This is a genomic window from Bacteroidia bacterium, assembly GCA_016218155.1.
Classification (GTDB): domain Bacteria; phylum Bacteroidota; class Bacteroidia; order Bacteroidales; family GWA2-32-17; genus GWA2-32-17.
On record JACREQ010000031.1, the window covers coordinates 1 to 15,943 of the forward strand.

Genomic DNA, 15,943 nt, shown 5'->3' on the forward strand with positions numbered 1-15,943 from the left:
AATCGTTAATCCTTGTTCTTAAATCCTTTTATCACCCTAACAAACCATTTAACTACTATTGATTTACGAATATCGATTAACGAATCATGATTTTAGAAGATAAAGAATGCAACACACAAGCATTTCAGCTTATAGATATTGATTGTTCCCTTAACTTCTGAAATCTAAAATCGTTAATCCTTGTTCTTAAATCCTTTTATTACCCTACCAAGCCACTCAACAACTTAGCAGAGCGATTTTCCTATGTAGCTAAGTGACTTTCCTAGGTAGGAAGTCGATAAAACAACATGGAAAAATGGTAAAAGGATATAGAAAAGTCGTTCGGGAATGTAGGAAAGTGACTTTTCCATGTAGTCGAGTCACTTTTCCATGTAAAAAATCGATAAAACAATGTAATAAAGTCGTTGGGGAAGGAAGAAAAGTGACAAAACAATGTAGGAAAGTGACTTTTCTATGTAGTAAAATGACTTTGGGATGTAAAAAATTGATAAAACAATTTGGAAAATGGGGTCTATTCAATGAAGTGTGTGGGTCTATTCAACGAACTGTGTCATGTGGGGTAATTATTGGATATTCATTCTATTAACACGTTCAAAAAAGCAAATTTATTTTGATGATAAATAAATTTGTTTAACTTTGATATAAGGATTACATACATGTATGCGGTTCATTCCAAATAGTAGTGTTTATGTTTTTGTAAATTTTGTTATGGAACATGGGGATAAAACCCTATTAATTTGGATGTAAGGTATTTTATTAGAACTTATAAATTTTATGAAATCGAAACAAATAAACATGATAACCCCTCACAAAAAAGTAGAGAATGTTAGTTCTTTCCTTTCGTGCCTCCCTGCACTGTTATACACTGGTCTCTCACCACCGTACTAACTAGTTGTTCGATTGGATATATCAAAATTGTATGAAAATAAAAACAATTGAAAAGACCATGAAAACAATAAACTAATAATTCATTCAAACTGTGGAAAAATATTTTGAAATTAAATTTTTCGTAAAATAAATAAACATGAGAAAAATAAATAAACATGAGAAAAATAAATATTTACATAATTGAATTAAAAACTATTATGAAAAGGTTGTTAAGACTTCACCTTGTTTGTTTAATAGTTATGGTCAGTGCCAATTTGGTTGTGGCTCAAATAAGTCAAATAAGGGTTCCTCGAAGTTTTGAAATAATTGACAAAAGCAAAACAAATATTGTTCCCTTTCGAACTATGCGTGCTGTAGATGTTGAAAAACTAAAAAAAGAGGATATAATTAACGATCAGCACAAGGATATTCCTTGGCGATTTGGCGATAATATTGATGTAAACTATAATATTTATGAATCGGGTGTGTGTGATAAATTCATAGATGGAAGTAAGTTATGGCGTTTTGGGATTAAATCATCAGGAGCTCTATCGATAAACCTATTATTTGGCCAATATAAACTACCCAAAGGAGCTGAACTATATATTTATAGTCGGGATTATAAACAACAACTTGGTGCATTTACTGATTTCAATAACCAAGCCGATGGATTATTTGCTACAACACTTATATTTACTGACAATATCATTATTGAGTATTACGAACCTGCAAAAGTAGATTTTCATGGAGAACTTGTACTATCTCAGGTAACACACGGTTATAGAGGAGTTGGAGATTTTGTAAAAGCATTCGGTGATGCTGGCACTTGCAATGTTAATGTTGCTTGTCCTCAAAGTGCTGGAAGAGAGGAGCAAATCCGATCAGTTGCAATGCTTGTTACAGGAGGAAATGGGTTTTGTACAGGAGCTCTAGTTAATAATACAAGTAACAATGGTACACCATATTTTCTTTCTGCCAATCATTGCTACACCACTCCAGGTTCAGTTGTTTTTTGGTTTAACTGGCAAAGCGCAACATGTTCAAAACCAAGTTCTTCACCTGCTTACAACTCATTAAGTGGGGCGGTTACTAAAGCTCGTTATGCTACTTCCGACATGTGGCTTCTGCAACTTAACAATACTGTTCCCGAAAGTTTTAACCCATTTTTTGCAGGATGGAACAGAACTTTAGACAATAATATCGCAGGAACTGTTTATGGAGTACATCACCCTTCAGCAGATATAAAAAAACTCAGCTGGTCAACTCTAGGAGTTTCTACAACTACCTACCTTCAGAACCCTGTCCCCGGTGATGGATCTCATTGGAGAATAACTAACTGGAGCGATGGCACTACAACTGAAGGTGGCTCCTCTGGCTCTCCTCTTTTTGATCCTTATGGCAGAATTATTGGTCAACTTCACGGTGGTTATGCTTCATGCACAAGTATTACTTCCGATTGGTATGGAAAATTAGGCGTTTCGTGGACAGGTGGTGGCACCGATGCAACCTGCTTAAGAACTTGGCTTGATCCCATAAATTCAGGTGTAGCTACTCTTAATGGATACGATCCTTTTTGCTTAGTTACCTCAGTTTCGGGCACAATAAGTACTAATAATACTTATACTGGTTGTAAAATAGAAGTAAACAATACATCTGTGACAAATTATTCAACTGTTACTTTTGATTATGAGTCCAAAATTATAATTAATGAAAGCTTTGAAGTTCAACCAGGATCATCATTAATTGTGCGTTAATACATTCTGAAAATTAATCTTTTAAATTAAAAAATAAAACAATGAAAAAACTAGTATTTCTTATTTCGGTTATGTCAATATTTATCAATGCTCAAAGTCAGATAACATTAAACGGATATACAGGCATTAATGGCCCCCCTGCAGTAGGATATCCATTAAATGTTACAAGTTATTATGGAAAAATAATAATGATCGATCCTAGTTTAACCGAAAGTATAATAGGGTCAAGTACAGATGTTATTAATTTTTATTATTCTTCTTCTATTGGTCATAATAAAGTGTATGCTCAATCGTTTAGCACAACTTCTGATTCAACAGTTAAGAAGAATATAGAGACATTATCGCCAGGAGCACTGCATAAAGTTTTAAGTTTACGTCCAATTAGTTTCGAGTTTAAGAAAGAAACGAATGCATCAACTAAAAGTAAACTGAAAAAAATTGGTCTAGTAGCCCAAGAGGTTGAAGCAATTGTTCCCGAAGCAGTTTCTTTCAGCGAAGTTGGTAATGTCAAAATGATTGACTATAATATGCTTATACCTGTATTAATTAAAGCTATTCAGGAACAGCAAACTACAATAGAAAACCTTCAAAAAGAAATCGATAGGCTTAATCCTGAAAAAGACAATTTAAAAAGTGCTACTAGCACCAAAGATATTGAACAAGAAGTAATTTCAGTACTTGAGCAAAATGCACCAAATCCGTTCACTCAAATTACTGAGATTAGATATAATTTGTCCAAAAAATCACAGAAAGCCACCCTATACATTTATAATATGAATGGTATACAGATAAAAAGCATACAAATTGCCCAAAAAGGACAAGGAAGTGTAATTATAAAAGGCTCTGAACTAAAAGCGGGAATGTATCTTTACACATTAATTGTAGATGGCAAAGAAATTGACACCAAAAGAATGATACTAACCCAATAGTGTCGAACCTAATGAATATTAAAAACGAAACCCTACTTTTGCAGGGTTTCGTTTTTCTTCTTAAATACAATATTATGGTTAATTGTTTCGCTATTGGTCACGACTATAGTATTTTTTTTGTTTCTTAAACGCCCCTGCGGGATGAAATCTGCGGCTTCATCTCACCTAAACAGCGTTTTCTAACCGCACCAAATCAAAAACAAACATTTCGATTATCCTATATTGCCTTCGCCAAGTTTGTGCGCCGTTTCTTATCTTCAAACAAATCCACTATTTATTCCTACTATCGCAAAATGCGATAATTAATCAAATTTTCTTGATCCCAGAGGGATCGGATGTTTATAGGGCTTGCTTTTCCTTTGCTATTCGACTCCTTCGGAGTCGGATTATTGCGGTGTGGGTTGTTTCTATAAATATCTGACCCCAATGGGGGCAATGCTATCCTCTGTTAGGCAAAATCTGCGGCTTCATCTTACCTAAACAGCGGTTTCTGACTGCACCAATTCAAAAAATAAATATTTTGTTTATCGTAGACTTCTTTCAACAAACTCACAAAACTTGTCTCTGTGCTTTTTATTGGGAGTAATCCAATTTTGGGCTTTCATGTTTTTTGGTAATTTTGTTAGGGGAATGGAGGGTAAATGCTATTAGGTTATGGCACTTTTAATGACAAAACTATGATTATTAGATTAATGATTTTTGTTTGCTTGACAGTTATAAGTTGTAATACAATTACAAAGAACAAATTGAACAATGATGACAGTTCATTTGAAAAAATAAAAATTGTAAGGAGACATTTTATGGCAAAAGAGGTTCAAACACTTTTTATTTCGGATAGGAAAGTTAAGAAGCCTGCTTTAGTTAAGAACTCTGAATTACCTGATTCCGTATATTTTCAATTTGAGAGGGAAAGTTATGCTTTATATAATAATGGGAAAATTGATCTTATTAAGAATGATACTATTGTTGAATCGTTCCAATTGAGTAAAGATTTAGCAATTATTGAAAGAGCATTTTTTTATTCTTATAATAATAACTTAATCGTATTTTTTTCAGATACAGATCATGACTCCGGTGGAAGCCTTATAGAATGCTTTGAGAAGCCTTCATATAAATCAAAGTGGAAGAATCAAATTGGTGGTTTTAATCTATCAGATCCAATAATTATAGATAGTTTGTGTTATGTTGCATCCATTGGGTTTATCGGGAAGTTAAATCTTAATAATGGGAATTTCTTTTGGCAACATGATAACTTATATGATACAACAAGAATCTCCTCATTCAGCGATATTGAATTTAGTAATGGTGTAATCCATTTTAATGAAGAACTTCTAATAAATAAGAATAAAAAACCTAATAAGATAATTGTTGATGACGAAACTGGTGAAATATATGACATACAAAAAAACCTGCCATAAAACTCTCTTCAAAGACTCATGTAAGTTATTTTCCCTCCCATCCTAGATTGCTTTCAGCAAAATCACAAAACTTGTCCCAGTTCTTTTTATCGGGAGTATGCTTGGTTAGGGAAGCGTATCTATATTGTAACTGACAGAACGAAAACTGAAGGAGTTAACGAAGTTAACGGGGCTCATCACTAAAATTGTTATCTTTGAAATAAAAATCGAACAATGAGAATTGTTGAAGAGAAATATTTTAATCAGTACAATGATTTAGTTGGGAATCAAATCGACAAGTTTATAGTGTCTTTTGATTACGCCGAAAAGGGTACTGATTTAGGATACAAGACACAGGCTTCAGCGGTATACTCATCGAATATTGAAGGAAACAGCATTGACTTGAATTCTTTCATGAATTACAAACTCTCACAGGAGAAGTTTAAGCCTCAAAAAGAGATACAAGAAATTGAGAATTTAATTTCTGCTTACGAATTTGCACAATCAAATGATTTGAATGAAAAGAATTTCTTGCATTGTCACAAGATACTATCTAAAACATTGGTGATTAAAAGTAAGCAAGGGAAATATCGCAATGATAAGGTAGGTGTATTCGGGCAATCGGGATTGGTTTACCTAGCAATCGAACCTGAATACGTTAAAGATGCAATGACCGAATTCTTCAACGATTTAGACATCTTAATAAAAGTGGATTTATCAAAAACTAAGGTGTTTTACTTCGCTTCAATGATTCATCTTAAGTTTGCCCATATTCATCCATTTAGAGATGGTAATGGTCGTGCCGCTAGGTTGCTAGAAAAATGGTTTCTTGCACAGAGATTAGGGAAAGATTTTTGGAAATTATCTTCTGAAAAGTATTACAGGGAGCATCAAATGGAATATTATAACAATATCAATTTGGGTGTGAATTGTTATACATTGAATTATGATAAGTGTATTCCGTTCCTATTAATGCTTACTAAGTCAATAGAAAACAAGTAAAGCACGTTGCCAATAAATAGGCTTTTTGCTGCATGCAGTTCCAAGCAAGAAACCTCCCACCCATCATACATTACTTTCAGCAAACTCGCAAAACTTGTCTCGGTTCTTTTTATTAGGAGTAATCCAATTTTGGGCATTCATGTTTTTTTGTAGTTTTGTTAGGGGAATGGGGGTAAGACCCTGTTAAGTTATAAATTAGCTAAGAAACCATTTTACATAAAGCGATGATTTTGACCGAAGACCAAATAAGAGAAATTGCTGGTCAGTTGGACTGTGGATTTAGATGTTTTATTCATAAACAAACAAGGGAATTAATCTTTATCCCTGATACGATTAAAAATCCAGACATGGATATGGAAGGCTGGATTGAAGAGAATGAAGAAATTGAGAATAACCACCTTGACTACTTTGAAATTGAACCGCTAGAATCATACAATTCCTTTCGAATCATGGAAGACTTTGCTGAAACCCTTGATGACTCGAATAGGCTAAAGGAAAGACTTTATGAAGTTTTGAATAAACGAAAACCGTTTAGAAATTTTAAGAATGTGATAGATTATTCTGGTGAATATCGACAGAAATGGTTTGATTTCAAGAATCAGTGGTTAAGAGATTTGGTAAGAAGAAGTATCGAAAGGATTGAGAATGTTGACGAATAATAAGCCAATGCATAATACGTGGTTTAAATTTATTTGGGTTGATGGAAATCGATGCTTGAAACAACCAATGAATTAAGGTTATGGTTACTAGAGAAATTGCAATAAATACTGAATGGCTTGACTTCTTATTAGATGCTTTTGTTTAGTTTAACTGCAAAGAACAAAGCCCATGAATGGCCGGATATTGATTTATTGCTTATTTCAGACCAGTTTGGCGACAATGTGTTTGAGAATCTAAAATTGTATTCCAGAATAAATATTAAATATCCAATAATTGAAACACATCCATACCCAACTAAATACTATAAAGAAGGTGACGACTTTATAAAAAAGATAAGCAAAGAAGGTATTGAAATAGCATAAATCGTCTACAGTCAATACATTGTTTCTTACATCGAACTGATGTTAATTTAGCAGAAGAAAAACATAAGAACCCTCGATATCATCCCTGGCGGGATACCTGAAAACCATCGTATTACCCTTTGCCGAGATAAAGTCCCTGGCGGAACCATCCTGTAAACATAAAACAACTCGTAGAACCCAGTATCGCATTTTGCGATATATAAAGATTTGGAATTATTCATCAAATTCCTTCAAAATTATCTTTTTAGAGCATATTAACACAAAGCCCTCTTTCTTTAAGTACCTTTACATATTATTTAACCACTAAAAACAGAAACCATGTACCTAATAGTAATTGGGATAATTGTAATCGTTATAGGATTTGCCCTTGCAAAGGGCGATCCTCAAGTTCGAGTTTACAGCTCCGTTGTAAAAATTGTTGGAATTGCAGTGCTGGTTATTGGCTTGCTTGTCGCCTCGCTTGTTCAAATTGAGCCAGGGGAAGTAGGAGTTCAAAAGCTATTCGGGAAGGTTAATAACACCACCCTCGAAAGCGGTTTGAATTTTATTAACCCTTTGGTTGAAGTTGTTCCATTCAATATCAAAACTCAGAACTATACTATGGCAGGAAAACACGATGAGGGCGACCAAACTGGCGATGATGCAATTCGTGTTTTATCAGCCGATGGGCTTGAAGTAGTAGTAGATCTCACCGTTTTGTATCGGGTTGTTGCGGCTGAGGCTCCAAGAATTTTGAGGGAAATAGGGCCAGATTATAAGAACACAATAGTTCGCCCTATTTGTAGAACAAAAATTAGGGATAATGCCGTATATTACGATGCAATTTCCTTATATTCAACCAAAAGGGATGAGTTTCAGGCAAGAATATTTAGTACTATCGATAAAGATTTTAAGGAAAGAGGTTTGTTCCTTGAGCAGCTGCTAGTTCGAAATCTTACTCTTCCCGAATCGGTAAAAACAACCATTGAATCGAAGATAAATGCTGAGCAGGATGCACAAAAAATGACCTTCGTTCTTCAAAAGGAGAAACAGGAGGCAGAACGTAAACGTGTGGAGGCACAAGGTATTGCCGATTATCAAAAGATACTAAGCACTGGGCTTAGCGATAAACAGCTACAGTACGAAATGATAAAAGCAATTGCAACATCACCCAATGCTAAGCTAATTATAATGGATACAAAAAAGAGTATGCCAATTATTCTTAATCCGGATAAGTAAAAAAACATAAGAATTTGTAAAATATAAGGCAGTAGATTAGGCATAAACGCTTTCTACTGCCTTTCTTATATCATGATCATTAATAAATTATAATTATCCTTATACGGTAAGGAAAAATTGTTTTATATCTGTCATTTTTTTGGAAAACTAGAAATTATTGTTAATTTCAATCTCTTAAAAATAATTTTAATGAGACAGATATTATTTCACCTTTTCTTTTTTCCATTGCTGATATTTTCAAACGCCTTATATTCAATAACAATCGATTGCGAAATTGTTAAGTACACATCGAGGTACGAGCTGAAAAATGGTAAATTAATTTTAAAAGATACAATTGTATTTCAAATTAATAATCGTAATGGGGAGCAATATTCTAAGTTTGCCATTCCATATTCTAAAATGGTAAAAGTTTCGGATATTGAAGGATGGATAGAAGATTTGAATGGAAAAATAGTTCGAAAATTAAAGAGCAGTGATATTGAAGAGCGAAGCGAATCTCCAGATTATACTTTTTATGAAGATAGTTATGTAAAATCCTTTAGCCTAAAACATAATTCTTACCCTTATAGAATCTATTATACATATAAGATAACCAAAGAGGAATTTATTACCATTGCCAACTGGTCTCCAGTCTTTTACTCAAAGGTTTCAACTCTAAAGGCTAGTTTATCTATTATTGTTCCAAAGAATTGTCCTATTAAAAAGTATATTAGGGGTGCAACTTTAGTAAAGGCAGATTCAACCAATAAGGAATTCAATAGCTACGTATTCTCTTCTAAGTATGATAGAATAAATACTGATGAGAAATTTTCAGAACCTTTTGAGGACATAAAGCCAAAAGTAGTTATTGTTCCCAATGAGTATCATTATGGTGTTAACGGTAGCTCAAGAAATTGGGTAGATTATGGTAATTGGTTTCTGGATTTGAATAGAGGACTCTTGGGTCTACCAGAATCTGAAAAGAAAACTATAGATGAACTTGTAAAAGGAATAACTGACCCCAAGGAGAAAATAAAAAAACTTTACTACTACCTTCAGGATCATACCCGATATATAAATGTATCCATTGGACTTGGAGGGTTTAAATCCTATCCAGCATCGTATGTGGCTGAAAATAAATATGGTGATTGTAAGGCTTTAACAAACTACATGAAAGCTCTTTTAGAGTATGCAGGAATAAAAAGTTACTTTACACTAATAAACAGTTCTGTTCAGCCAGAAAAAGTAATTGAAGAGATACCTTTTGATCAGTTTAATCATATTATACTTACTGTCCCATTGGAGAAGGATACTATTTGGATTGAGAATACATCTGCCACAGAACCTTTTGGTTACATTGGTTCATCAATTCAAAATCGAAAAGCCTTATTCATTGATGAGAATAGAAGTCGATTGATTAAAATTCCAATTGAAGGTAATAACCAAGTTTCAGTAATCAGAAATATTAAAATAGCTATTAATAAATTTGGTAATGGCGACTGTCAAATAAGTTTTGCTTTTGGAGGGTATAATTACGAACAGTATAATCAATTAAATACTTTTTATAGCAAAAAGGAACAAGATGATATAGTAAAAGAATTAGTCTCTTTTCAAAGTTATGATTTATTGAACTGGGAGTTAAAGAAGTTTAAAAGAGATTCAGTGGGAATTAGACTTGATTCTAGATTGAATATTTATAAGTTTTTCAAACCATTAGGATCAGAGGTATACTTCAATTTGAATCCAATCCTTCCATATTCATTTGAACGACCTGCGGATAGGAAACATAATCTTCAGATACCTTTTCCAATCAACAATATTGATACAACTATATATCAAATTCCTGAAGGATTTACATTAAAAAAGATTCCTGAAGATGTCAGAATTGCTACCAAATTCGGTAGCTGCGAGTTAAGTACAAAAAAAATGGGAGATTCAATATATGTCGTTAAAAAATTATTAATATATCCACAATCCTATGACCTTGAGAAATATAAAATATTTTACGAATTTATAAAGTCAGTTAAAGAAGTTGACAAAAAAGTAATAGTTTTTACAGGTAACATAACAAATTAAAGTTTATTTAAATATTCTGAAAATGAAAAAACTAAGTTTAGCAATTACCTTTTTTTTATTAATGATTAATATGGTGAAATCACAGAACTTTACTCATGATTTTGGTAAGTATAATTTTGAGGAACTTCAGATGAATTCATATAGTAAAGATGTTAATGCTGAGGCTGTTGTTATTTATGATATTGGAAAATCTTATTTTTTTGTAAATAGATATTATCGCTTGGAATTAATGTTTGAGAAAAAAATTAAAATTAAAATATTCAGTAAAGCAGGAATTAAATGGGCTCAATTTGAAATTCCTTTTTATGAAAAAGACAATAGCTCAGAACAAGTATTAACTATTGAAGGGAATACATATAATTATGAAAATGGACAAATACGGTGTACCCCTTTAAATGTCAAAAATATCTTTAATGAAAAGGTCGATAAAAACTGGAGTAATAAAAAGTTTGCAATGCCTGACGTTAAGGAAGGATCTGTGATTGAGGTGAAATATACGATTAGCAGTCCGTTCTTCTTTAACTTTCGAGGGTGGGAATTTCAAACCAAAATCCCGGTAATATATAGTGAGTACATTACTAAAATGATACCATTATATACTTACCAGTATATATTGCAAGGAACTAGCAAGTTAAGTGAATTTAAGCAATTTATTGATCCCGGTCTTGAAACTAGGTTTGGTGGTTTAACTTGGAAGGATATGGATTATGTTTTTATTATGAAAGATGTACCTGCTTTTAATGATGAAACGTTTGTCACTTCATCTGATGATTATATCATTAAACTTGATTTTCAACTTTCAGAATATATGGATTTAAGTGGTGTTAAAACCGAAGTAATGTCTACTTGGCCTAAATTGGTAAAAGATATTCTTGATGAGGATACATTTGGTGGTTATATTAAGAGTTGTCAGAATCAAGCAAAAAATATTATTGATACAATGGATCTAGTATCAATGTCACCTCAAGAAAAAGCTGAAAAAATATTTAGATTTGTTAAATATAATTATAACTGGAATGGAAGGTCGAGCAAATTTTCTTCACAGAAAACAAAGGAGTTTCTAAAAACTAAGGTTGGTAATAGTGCTGATATAAATCTGTTTCTTCTGGGAATACTTAAAGTCGCTGGTTTGGAAGTCAGTCCATTAATTATAAGTACAAGGAGTAATGGGAAGATAAAGTACGATTATCCTTTTCAGCATTTCTTTAACTATGTTATTGTAGTTTTAACCATTGATAATAAACATATTACGCTTGATGCAACAGAACCATTATGTAGTTTTGGAATGATTCCCCCGAGATGTTTAAATGATAAAGGGTTATTCATGAAAAAGGCTAAAGACGTTGAATGGTTTGAACTTTCAAGTTCATTAACTTCAAATACTGAGTATGAAATTGATTTACAACCTAAGATTGAGGCTGATTCTATTACTGCCACCATAAAAATTCTTACATCTGGGTATGATGCTTTAAATCTAAGAAAAAGATACTATAAGAGTTCATCGGATTTGAAAGAAGAAATTATAATGAGTAATCAAACTCTTATAGATTCAATTAAAGTGGTTCAGTTGACCCAAATAGAAAAACCGTTTATAACTAGCTTTAAAGCCAATACCAGCATTGATATAGTGGATGATAAATTGATCATATCTCCATTTTATGGTTTTTCTATTTCTGATAATCCACTTAAACAAATAGTAAGGCTTTATCCTATAGATATGACTTATAGAAAGCAAAGAAAATTTACTGCATCTATAAGCGTTCCTGAAGGGTACAAAGTACTTACAACTCCTGAAGCATTAGAAATTGATAATGATATCGTAAGAATTTCGTATTCATTTATTAATGAGAGTGATAAATTGGTTAAATTGATTGGTTTATACGAATTTAAAAAGGATGTTTACCCATCAACCTCATACCAAGTTCTTAAATTTTATTTTAAAAAAATTATCGATAAGTTTAACGAAAAGGTGATTCTTGTTAAGGAGTAATTCGCACTAATCAAAAAGAATTAAACTTCAATCCGATCTGATATTAAATTTTAACACCTTAAGGTGAACTCTATCATTCTATTTTTATTGCAGCATGATAGGATTTAAATATCTTTGCTCGTCAATTCGTAATGTAATGGGAAATAGTATAGAAACAAGAAAACCGGTAATTCTGGTAACAAACGATGATGGATTTCGTGCAAAGGGGATAGAGGCCTTAATCGAAATGGCAAAACCTTTTGGGCGAATTATAGCAGTTGCCCCCGATGAGGGCAATTCAGGAATGTCACATGCCATTACCATCAAAACTCCATTACGGTTAAAGAAACGCCAAAGGACTGATGATGTTGAGTTCTACTCGGTTAACGGCACACCCGTTGATTGCGTAAAGTTGGCAATGAATCAGCTATTCACAAACCCACCCGATTTAATTCTTTCGGGAATTAACCACGGTTCAAATTCATCGGTAAGCATTATCTACTCAGGAACAATGGCCGCAACAATTGAGGGTAGCCTTTACAATGTACCATCAATAGGATTCTCGCTGCTCGATTACGGTAGCAATCCCGATTTCTCTGCCGCCGTGCATCATGGTAGACCAATAATTGAAGCTGTTCTTGAGAATGGATTATCGAACAGATCGTGCCTAAACGTTAACTTCCCAGTATTACCAGTTGATAGGATTAAAGGGATAAAAATCTGTAGGCAGAATAATGGCATTTGGAGGGAAGAGTTTGAAAAACGAACCGATCCACGTGGTCAGGACTACTTCTGGCTAACAGGCTTTTTTCATAATAACGAACCCGATGCAACAGATACTGATGAATGGGCGTTAGCAAACGGCTACATATCTATTGTGCCAATAACCACCGATTTTACAAATTATAAGGAGATTGAAAGATTAAATCAATGGAATTTTAATAAACAGGATCAAAAATATGCTGGAAAAAATCGATAGGCAATGGATTGGCTTTGTTTTGGGAATGATTGTACCCATAATAGCCTTCTTTGGAATCTACTTCTTTGGGTTTAAATACAAAAGTTTGATTTCGTTCTACGAGATGATTTTAGCAAGAGGATTCTTTTCGCAGATACTTAGCTTAGCGGTTATTCCTAATGTTGCAGTCTTTTTCATATTTATTTGGACAAATAAACTTAGTGCTGCCAAAGGGGTACTTGCTGCAACAATTGTTATGGCTCTTGTAGTTTTTGGATTGAAGATATTTGGATAGATTTGATATTATAAAGTCTAAAATATTTCGATGCGAACCCTTTCAGGGTTCAAAACCCTGAAAGGGTTAACATGTGTTTACAACTTATTAATGAAATTTTTATACAAAACGGTTTTAGAATGAAATACTACCTTGTTGCTGGTGAAGCCTCTGGCGATTTACACGCATCAAACCTAATGCGCGGAATTAAGAAGCAGGATTCGAATGCAGAATTCCGTTTCTTTGGGGGTGACCTAATGGTAGCTCAGGGAGGAACTCTGGTAAAACATTATCGTGAAATGGCATTCATGGGATTCGTTGAAGTGCTGATGAATCTCAAATCAATCTCTAAAAATCTTCGTCTTTGCAAGGAGGATATAGTTGCTTATAAACCAGATGTTATAATTTTGGTTGATTACCCCGGTTTTAACCTTCGAATTGCAAGATTTGCCAAAGAGTCAGGATTCAAAGTGTTTTATTATATAGCACCCAAGGTTTGGGCGTGGAAGGAGTCTCGGGTTAAAATATTGAAAAACTATGTTGATCAACTCTTCATCATATTCCCTTTCGAAATAGATTATTTCAGGAAACATTCAATTGAACCAATTTTTCAGGGAAACCCTTCAATTGATGCCATTGCCTTTAAGCTGGATAAGAATCAGGTATTTGGTGAGTTTATTAAACAGAATAATCTCCCAAATAAACCTATAATTGCACTGGTTGCGGGTAGCCGGAAGCAGGAGATTAAGTACAACCTGCCCATAATGCTAAAAATGGTTGATAGATTTCCCGATTATCAATTCGTTATAGCCGGAGCACCATCACTTGGGGCAAGTGTCTATGAACCATATTTTAAAGGCAAAACCGTTTCAATTGTGTTTGGGCAAACCTATCAGCTATTCAGGCATAGTACCTTGGCACTGGTAACATCTGGCACTGCCACACTGGAATCGGCATTGCTCAATGTTCCCGAAGTTGTTTGCTACAAGGGAGGGTTCTTCTCCATGCTCATTGCATGGATTGTAATTAAAGTCAAGTATATCTCGCTGGTTAACCTAATAATGGATCGCGAAGTGGTGAAGGAACTAAAGCAGTACGATCTTAACCCATCAAGACTCTACAAAGAGGCATCAATTCTACTACCTGGCTGCAAGCAGAGGGACGATATGTTAGATGATTTCTCCAAGTTAAGGCAGATTTTAGGAGGTGAGGGTTCTTCGGAACGAGTTGGGGCACGAGTGGTTAACCTTTTAAAACAATAAATTCAATTTTTGGCAATGAATAGAACTTTATTGGTTACTTTAAGCCTTTTGCTCTGCACAAGCCTTTATTCACAGAAATTAAGCATCAGCCTTTTCAACGATTTAAGCTTAAATACAGTTTTGGTAACACCAACAGAAGGTAGTTACAAACTTATAACAGGAAAGGAGGAGATTCAGCTCAGAACAGATCAAATAATCTATTTGAGTAGGGTTGGGGATTCTATTCTCGTTCGCGATGCTAATTCAAACCTAGGAACTTGGGCAAGAGTCTCAATTGTTGGGCAAACCGAAAACGATGCCATTCGGGTTAAACCCATACTTCCATCGTTTCCTGCTCGGAACTATAGCGATAATATCAGCCTATATGTGGAATTCAATAGGCTTATGGTAATCAATATGATTGACCGCGAAAAGTATATTGCATCTGTGGTTGAGGCGGAATCTGGTCCAAATAAAGATGAAGAGTTCTACAAAGCCCAATCGCTAATTGCTCGAACCTTTGCATTGGCTCACCTCGAAAAGCATAAAGGCGAAGGATTTAATCTTTGCGATGGAACGCATTGCCAAGCCTATAAAGGAAAAATGAATTTTGATAAAGATATTTATAAGGCAACAGTAGATACAAAAGATTTAGTAATTGTTGATACTACCATGCAATTTATCACCGCTGCATTTCATTCAAATTGTGGAGGTTTTACTGCTAATTCACAGGATGTTTGGCTTGCCCCAAAATCATATTTAGTATCGGTGGAAGATAGATATTGTACGAGCACACGAAATGCCACTTGGGAGGTGAAAATTCCTCTTGGGAAATGGAAGAAATTCCTTCAATCAAAAGGTGTTGATACTACAGCAATAACCGACATTAAGCAGTACGATTTTAAACCCAAGGAACGACCAGTTTACTATCCTATTGCAAATCAGAAAATACCAATGATTCAAATTCGGAGCAATTTTAAACTTCGCTCTGCGTTTTTTTCAGTAACATCAGTTAAAAATATTATAAGAATTGATGGACGTGGCTATGGTCATGGAGTTGGCCTTTGTCAGGAGGGAGCAATGCAAATGGCATCAAGGGGTTGGAAATACGATAAGATTATCAATTACTACTATAAAAAAGTAAAGATTGTAAATATCAGCGAGGTTGATCAAACCCGATCCATAGATTTGATTATTGAGAATAAGGACTCAACCGTTGTGCAAACGGAGAAAAATAGTCAATAATTATAATTTAAA

General features: G+C 33.9%; 13 protein-coding genes. All 13 read left to right on the top strand.

All coding sequences use genetic code 11. From position 1 onward, the window contains the following. Positions 1–1,043 precede the first annotated feature (1,043 nt). The 13 genes from HY951_04390 to HY951_04450 all read left to right on the top strand — a co-directional run bounded on the left by HY951_04390 (position 1,044) and on the right by HY951_04450 (position 15,931). The gene (locus HY951_04390) at positions 1,044–2,621 is read left to right on the top strand and encodes a hypothetical protein (protein ID MBI5539273.1); all 1,578 of its coding nucleotides are present in this window, start codon (positions 1,044–1,046) and stop codon (positions 2,619–2,621) included. A 41-nt stretch (positions 2,622–2,662) separates the two neighbouring features. Further along, positions 2,663–3,550 carry a tail fiber domain-containing protein gene (locus tag HY951_04395; protein ID MBI5539274.1) on the top strand — a complete coding sequence of 296 codons (888 nt, stop codon included), beginning with the start codon at positions 2,663–2,665 and terminating at the stop codon, positions 3,548–3,550. A gap of 677 nt (positions 3,551–4,227) precedes the next feature. After that, positions 4,228–4,968, top strand: a complete 741-nt coding sequence (locus tag HY951_04400; protein MBI5539275.1) for a hypothetical protein — start codon at positions 4,228–4,230, stop codon at positions 4,966–4,968. A gap of 213 nt (positions 4,969–5,181) precedes the next feature. Next, entirely contained in the window at positions 5,182–5,949 is a 768-nt protein-coding gene (locus tag HY951_04405; GenBank protein MBI5539276.1) for a Fic family protein, read from the top strand. A 224-nt stretch (positions 5,950–6,173) separates the two neighbouring features. After that, the gene (locus HY951_04410; GenBank protein ID MBI5539277.1) at positions 6,174–6,608 is read left to right on the top strand and encodes a hypothetical protein; all 435 of its coding nucleotides are present in this window, start codon (positions 6,174–6,176) and stop codon (positions 6,606–6,608) included. Between the two features lie 132 nt (positions 6,609–6,740). Beyond that, positions 6,741–6,971 carry a hypothetical protein gene (locus tag HY951_04415; GenBank protein MBI5539278.1) on the top strand — a complete coding sequence of 77 codons (231 nt, stop codon included), beginning with the start codon at positions 6,741–6,743 and terminating at the stop codon, positions 6,969–6,971. 318 nt (positions 6,972–7,289) lie between these two features. After that, on the top strand, positions 7,290–8,189 hold the full coding sequence (locus HY951_04420; protein ID MBI5539279.1) for a prohibitin family protein: 900 nt from the start codon (positions 7,290–7,292) through the stop codon (positions 8,187–8,189). 189 nt (positions 8,190–8,378) lie between these two features. After that, the gene (locus HY951_04425; GenBank protein ID MBI5539280.1) at positions 8,379–10,244 is read left to right on the top strand and encodes a DUF3857 domain-containing protein; all 1,866 of its coding nucleotides are present in this window, start codon (positions 8,379–8,381) and stop codon (positions 10,242–10,244) included. A 22-nt stretch (positions 10,245–10,266) separates the two neighbouring features. Then, a complete protein-coding gene (locus tag HY951_04430) occupies positions 10,267–12,234 on the top strand; it encodes a DUF3857 domain-containing protein (GenBank protein ID MBI5539281.1) in 1,968 nt (655 codons plus the stop codon). A 136-nt stretch (positions 12,235–12,370) separates the two neighbouring features. Next, positions 12,371–13,192: a 5'/3'-nucleotidase SurE gene (gene surE, locus HY951_04435; GenBank protein MBI5539282.1), complete on the top strand. Its 822-nt coding sequence runs from the start codon at positions 12,371–12,373 to the stop codon at positions 13,190–13,192. 85 nt (positions 13,193–13,277) lie between these two features. Further along, positions 13,278–13,466: a hypothetical protein gene (locus HY951_04440; GenBank protein MBI5539283.1), complete on the top strand. Its 189-nt coding sequence runs from the start codon at positions 13,278–13,280 to the stop codon at positions 13,464–13,466. Between the two features lie 119 nt (positions 13,467–13,585). Further along, a complete protein-coding gene (lpxB, locus tag HY951_04445) occupies positions 13,586–14,707 on the top strand; it encodes a lipid-A-disaccharide synthase (protein ID MBI5539284.1) in 1,122 nt (373 codons plus the stop codon). A gap of 48 nt (positions 14,708–14,755) precedes the next feature. Further along, entirely contained in the window at positions 14,756–15,931 is a 1,176-nt protein-coding gene (locus HY951_04450; GenBank protein ID MBI5539285.1) for a SpoIID/LytB domain-containing protein, read from the top strand. Positions 15,932–15,943 lie beyond the last annotated feature (12 nt).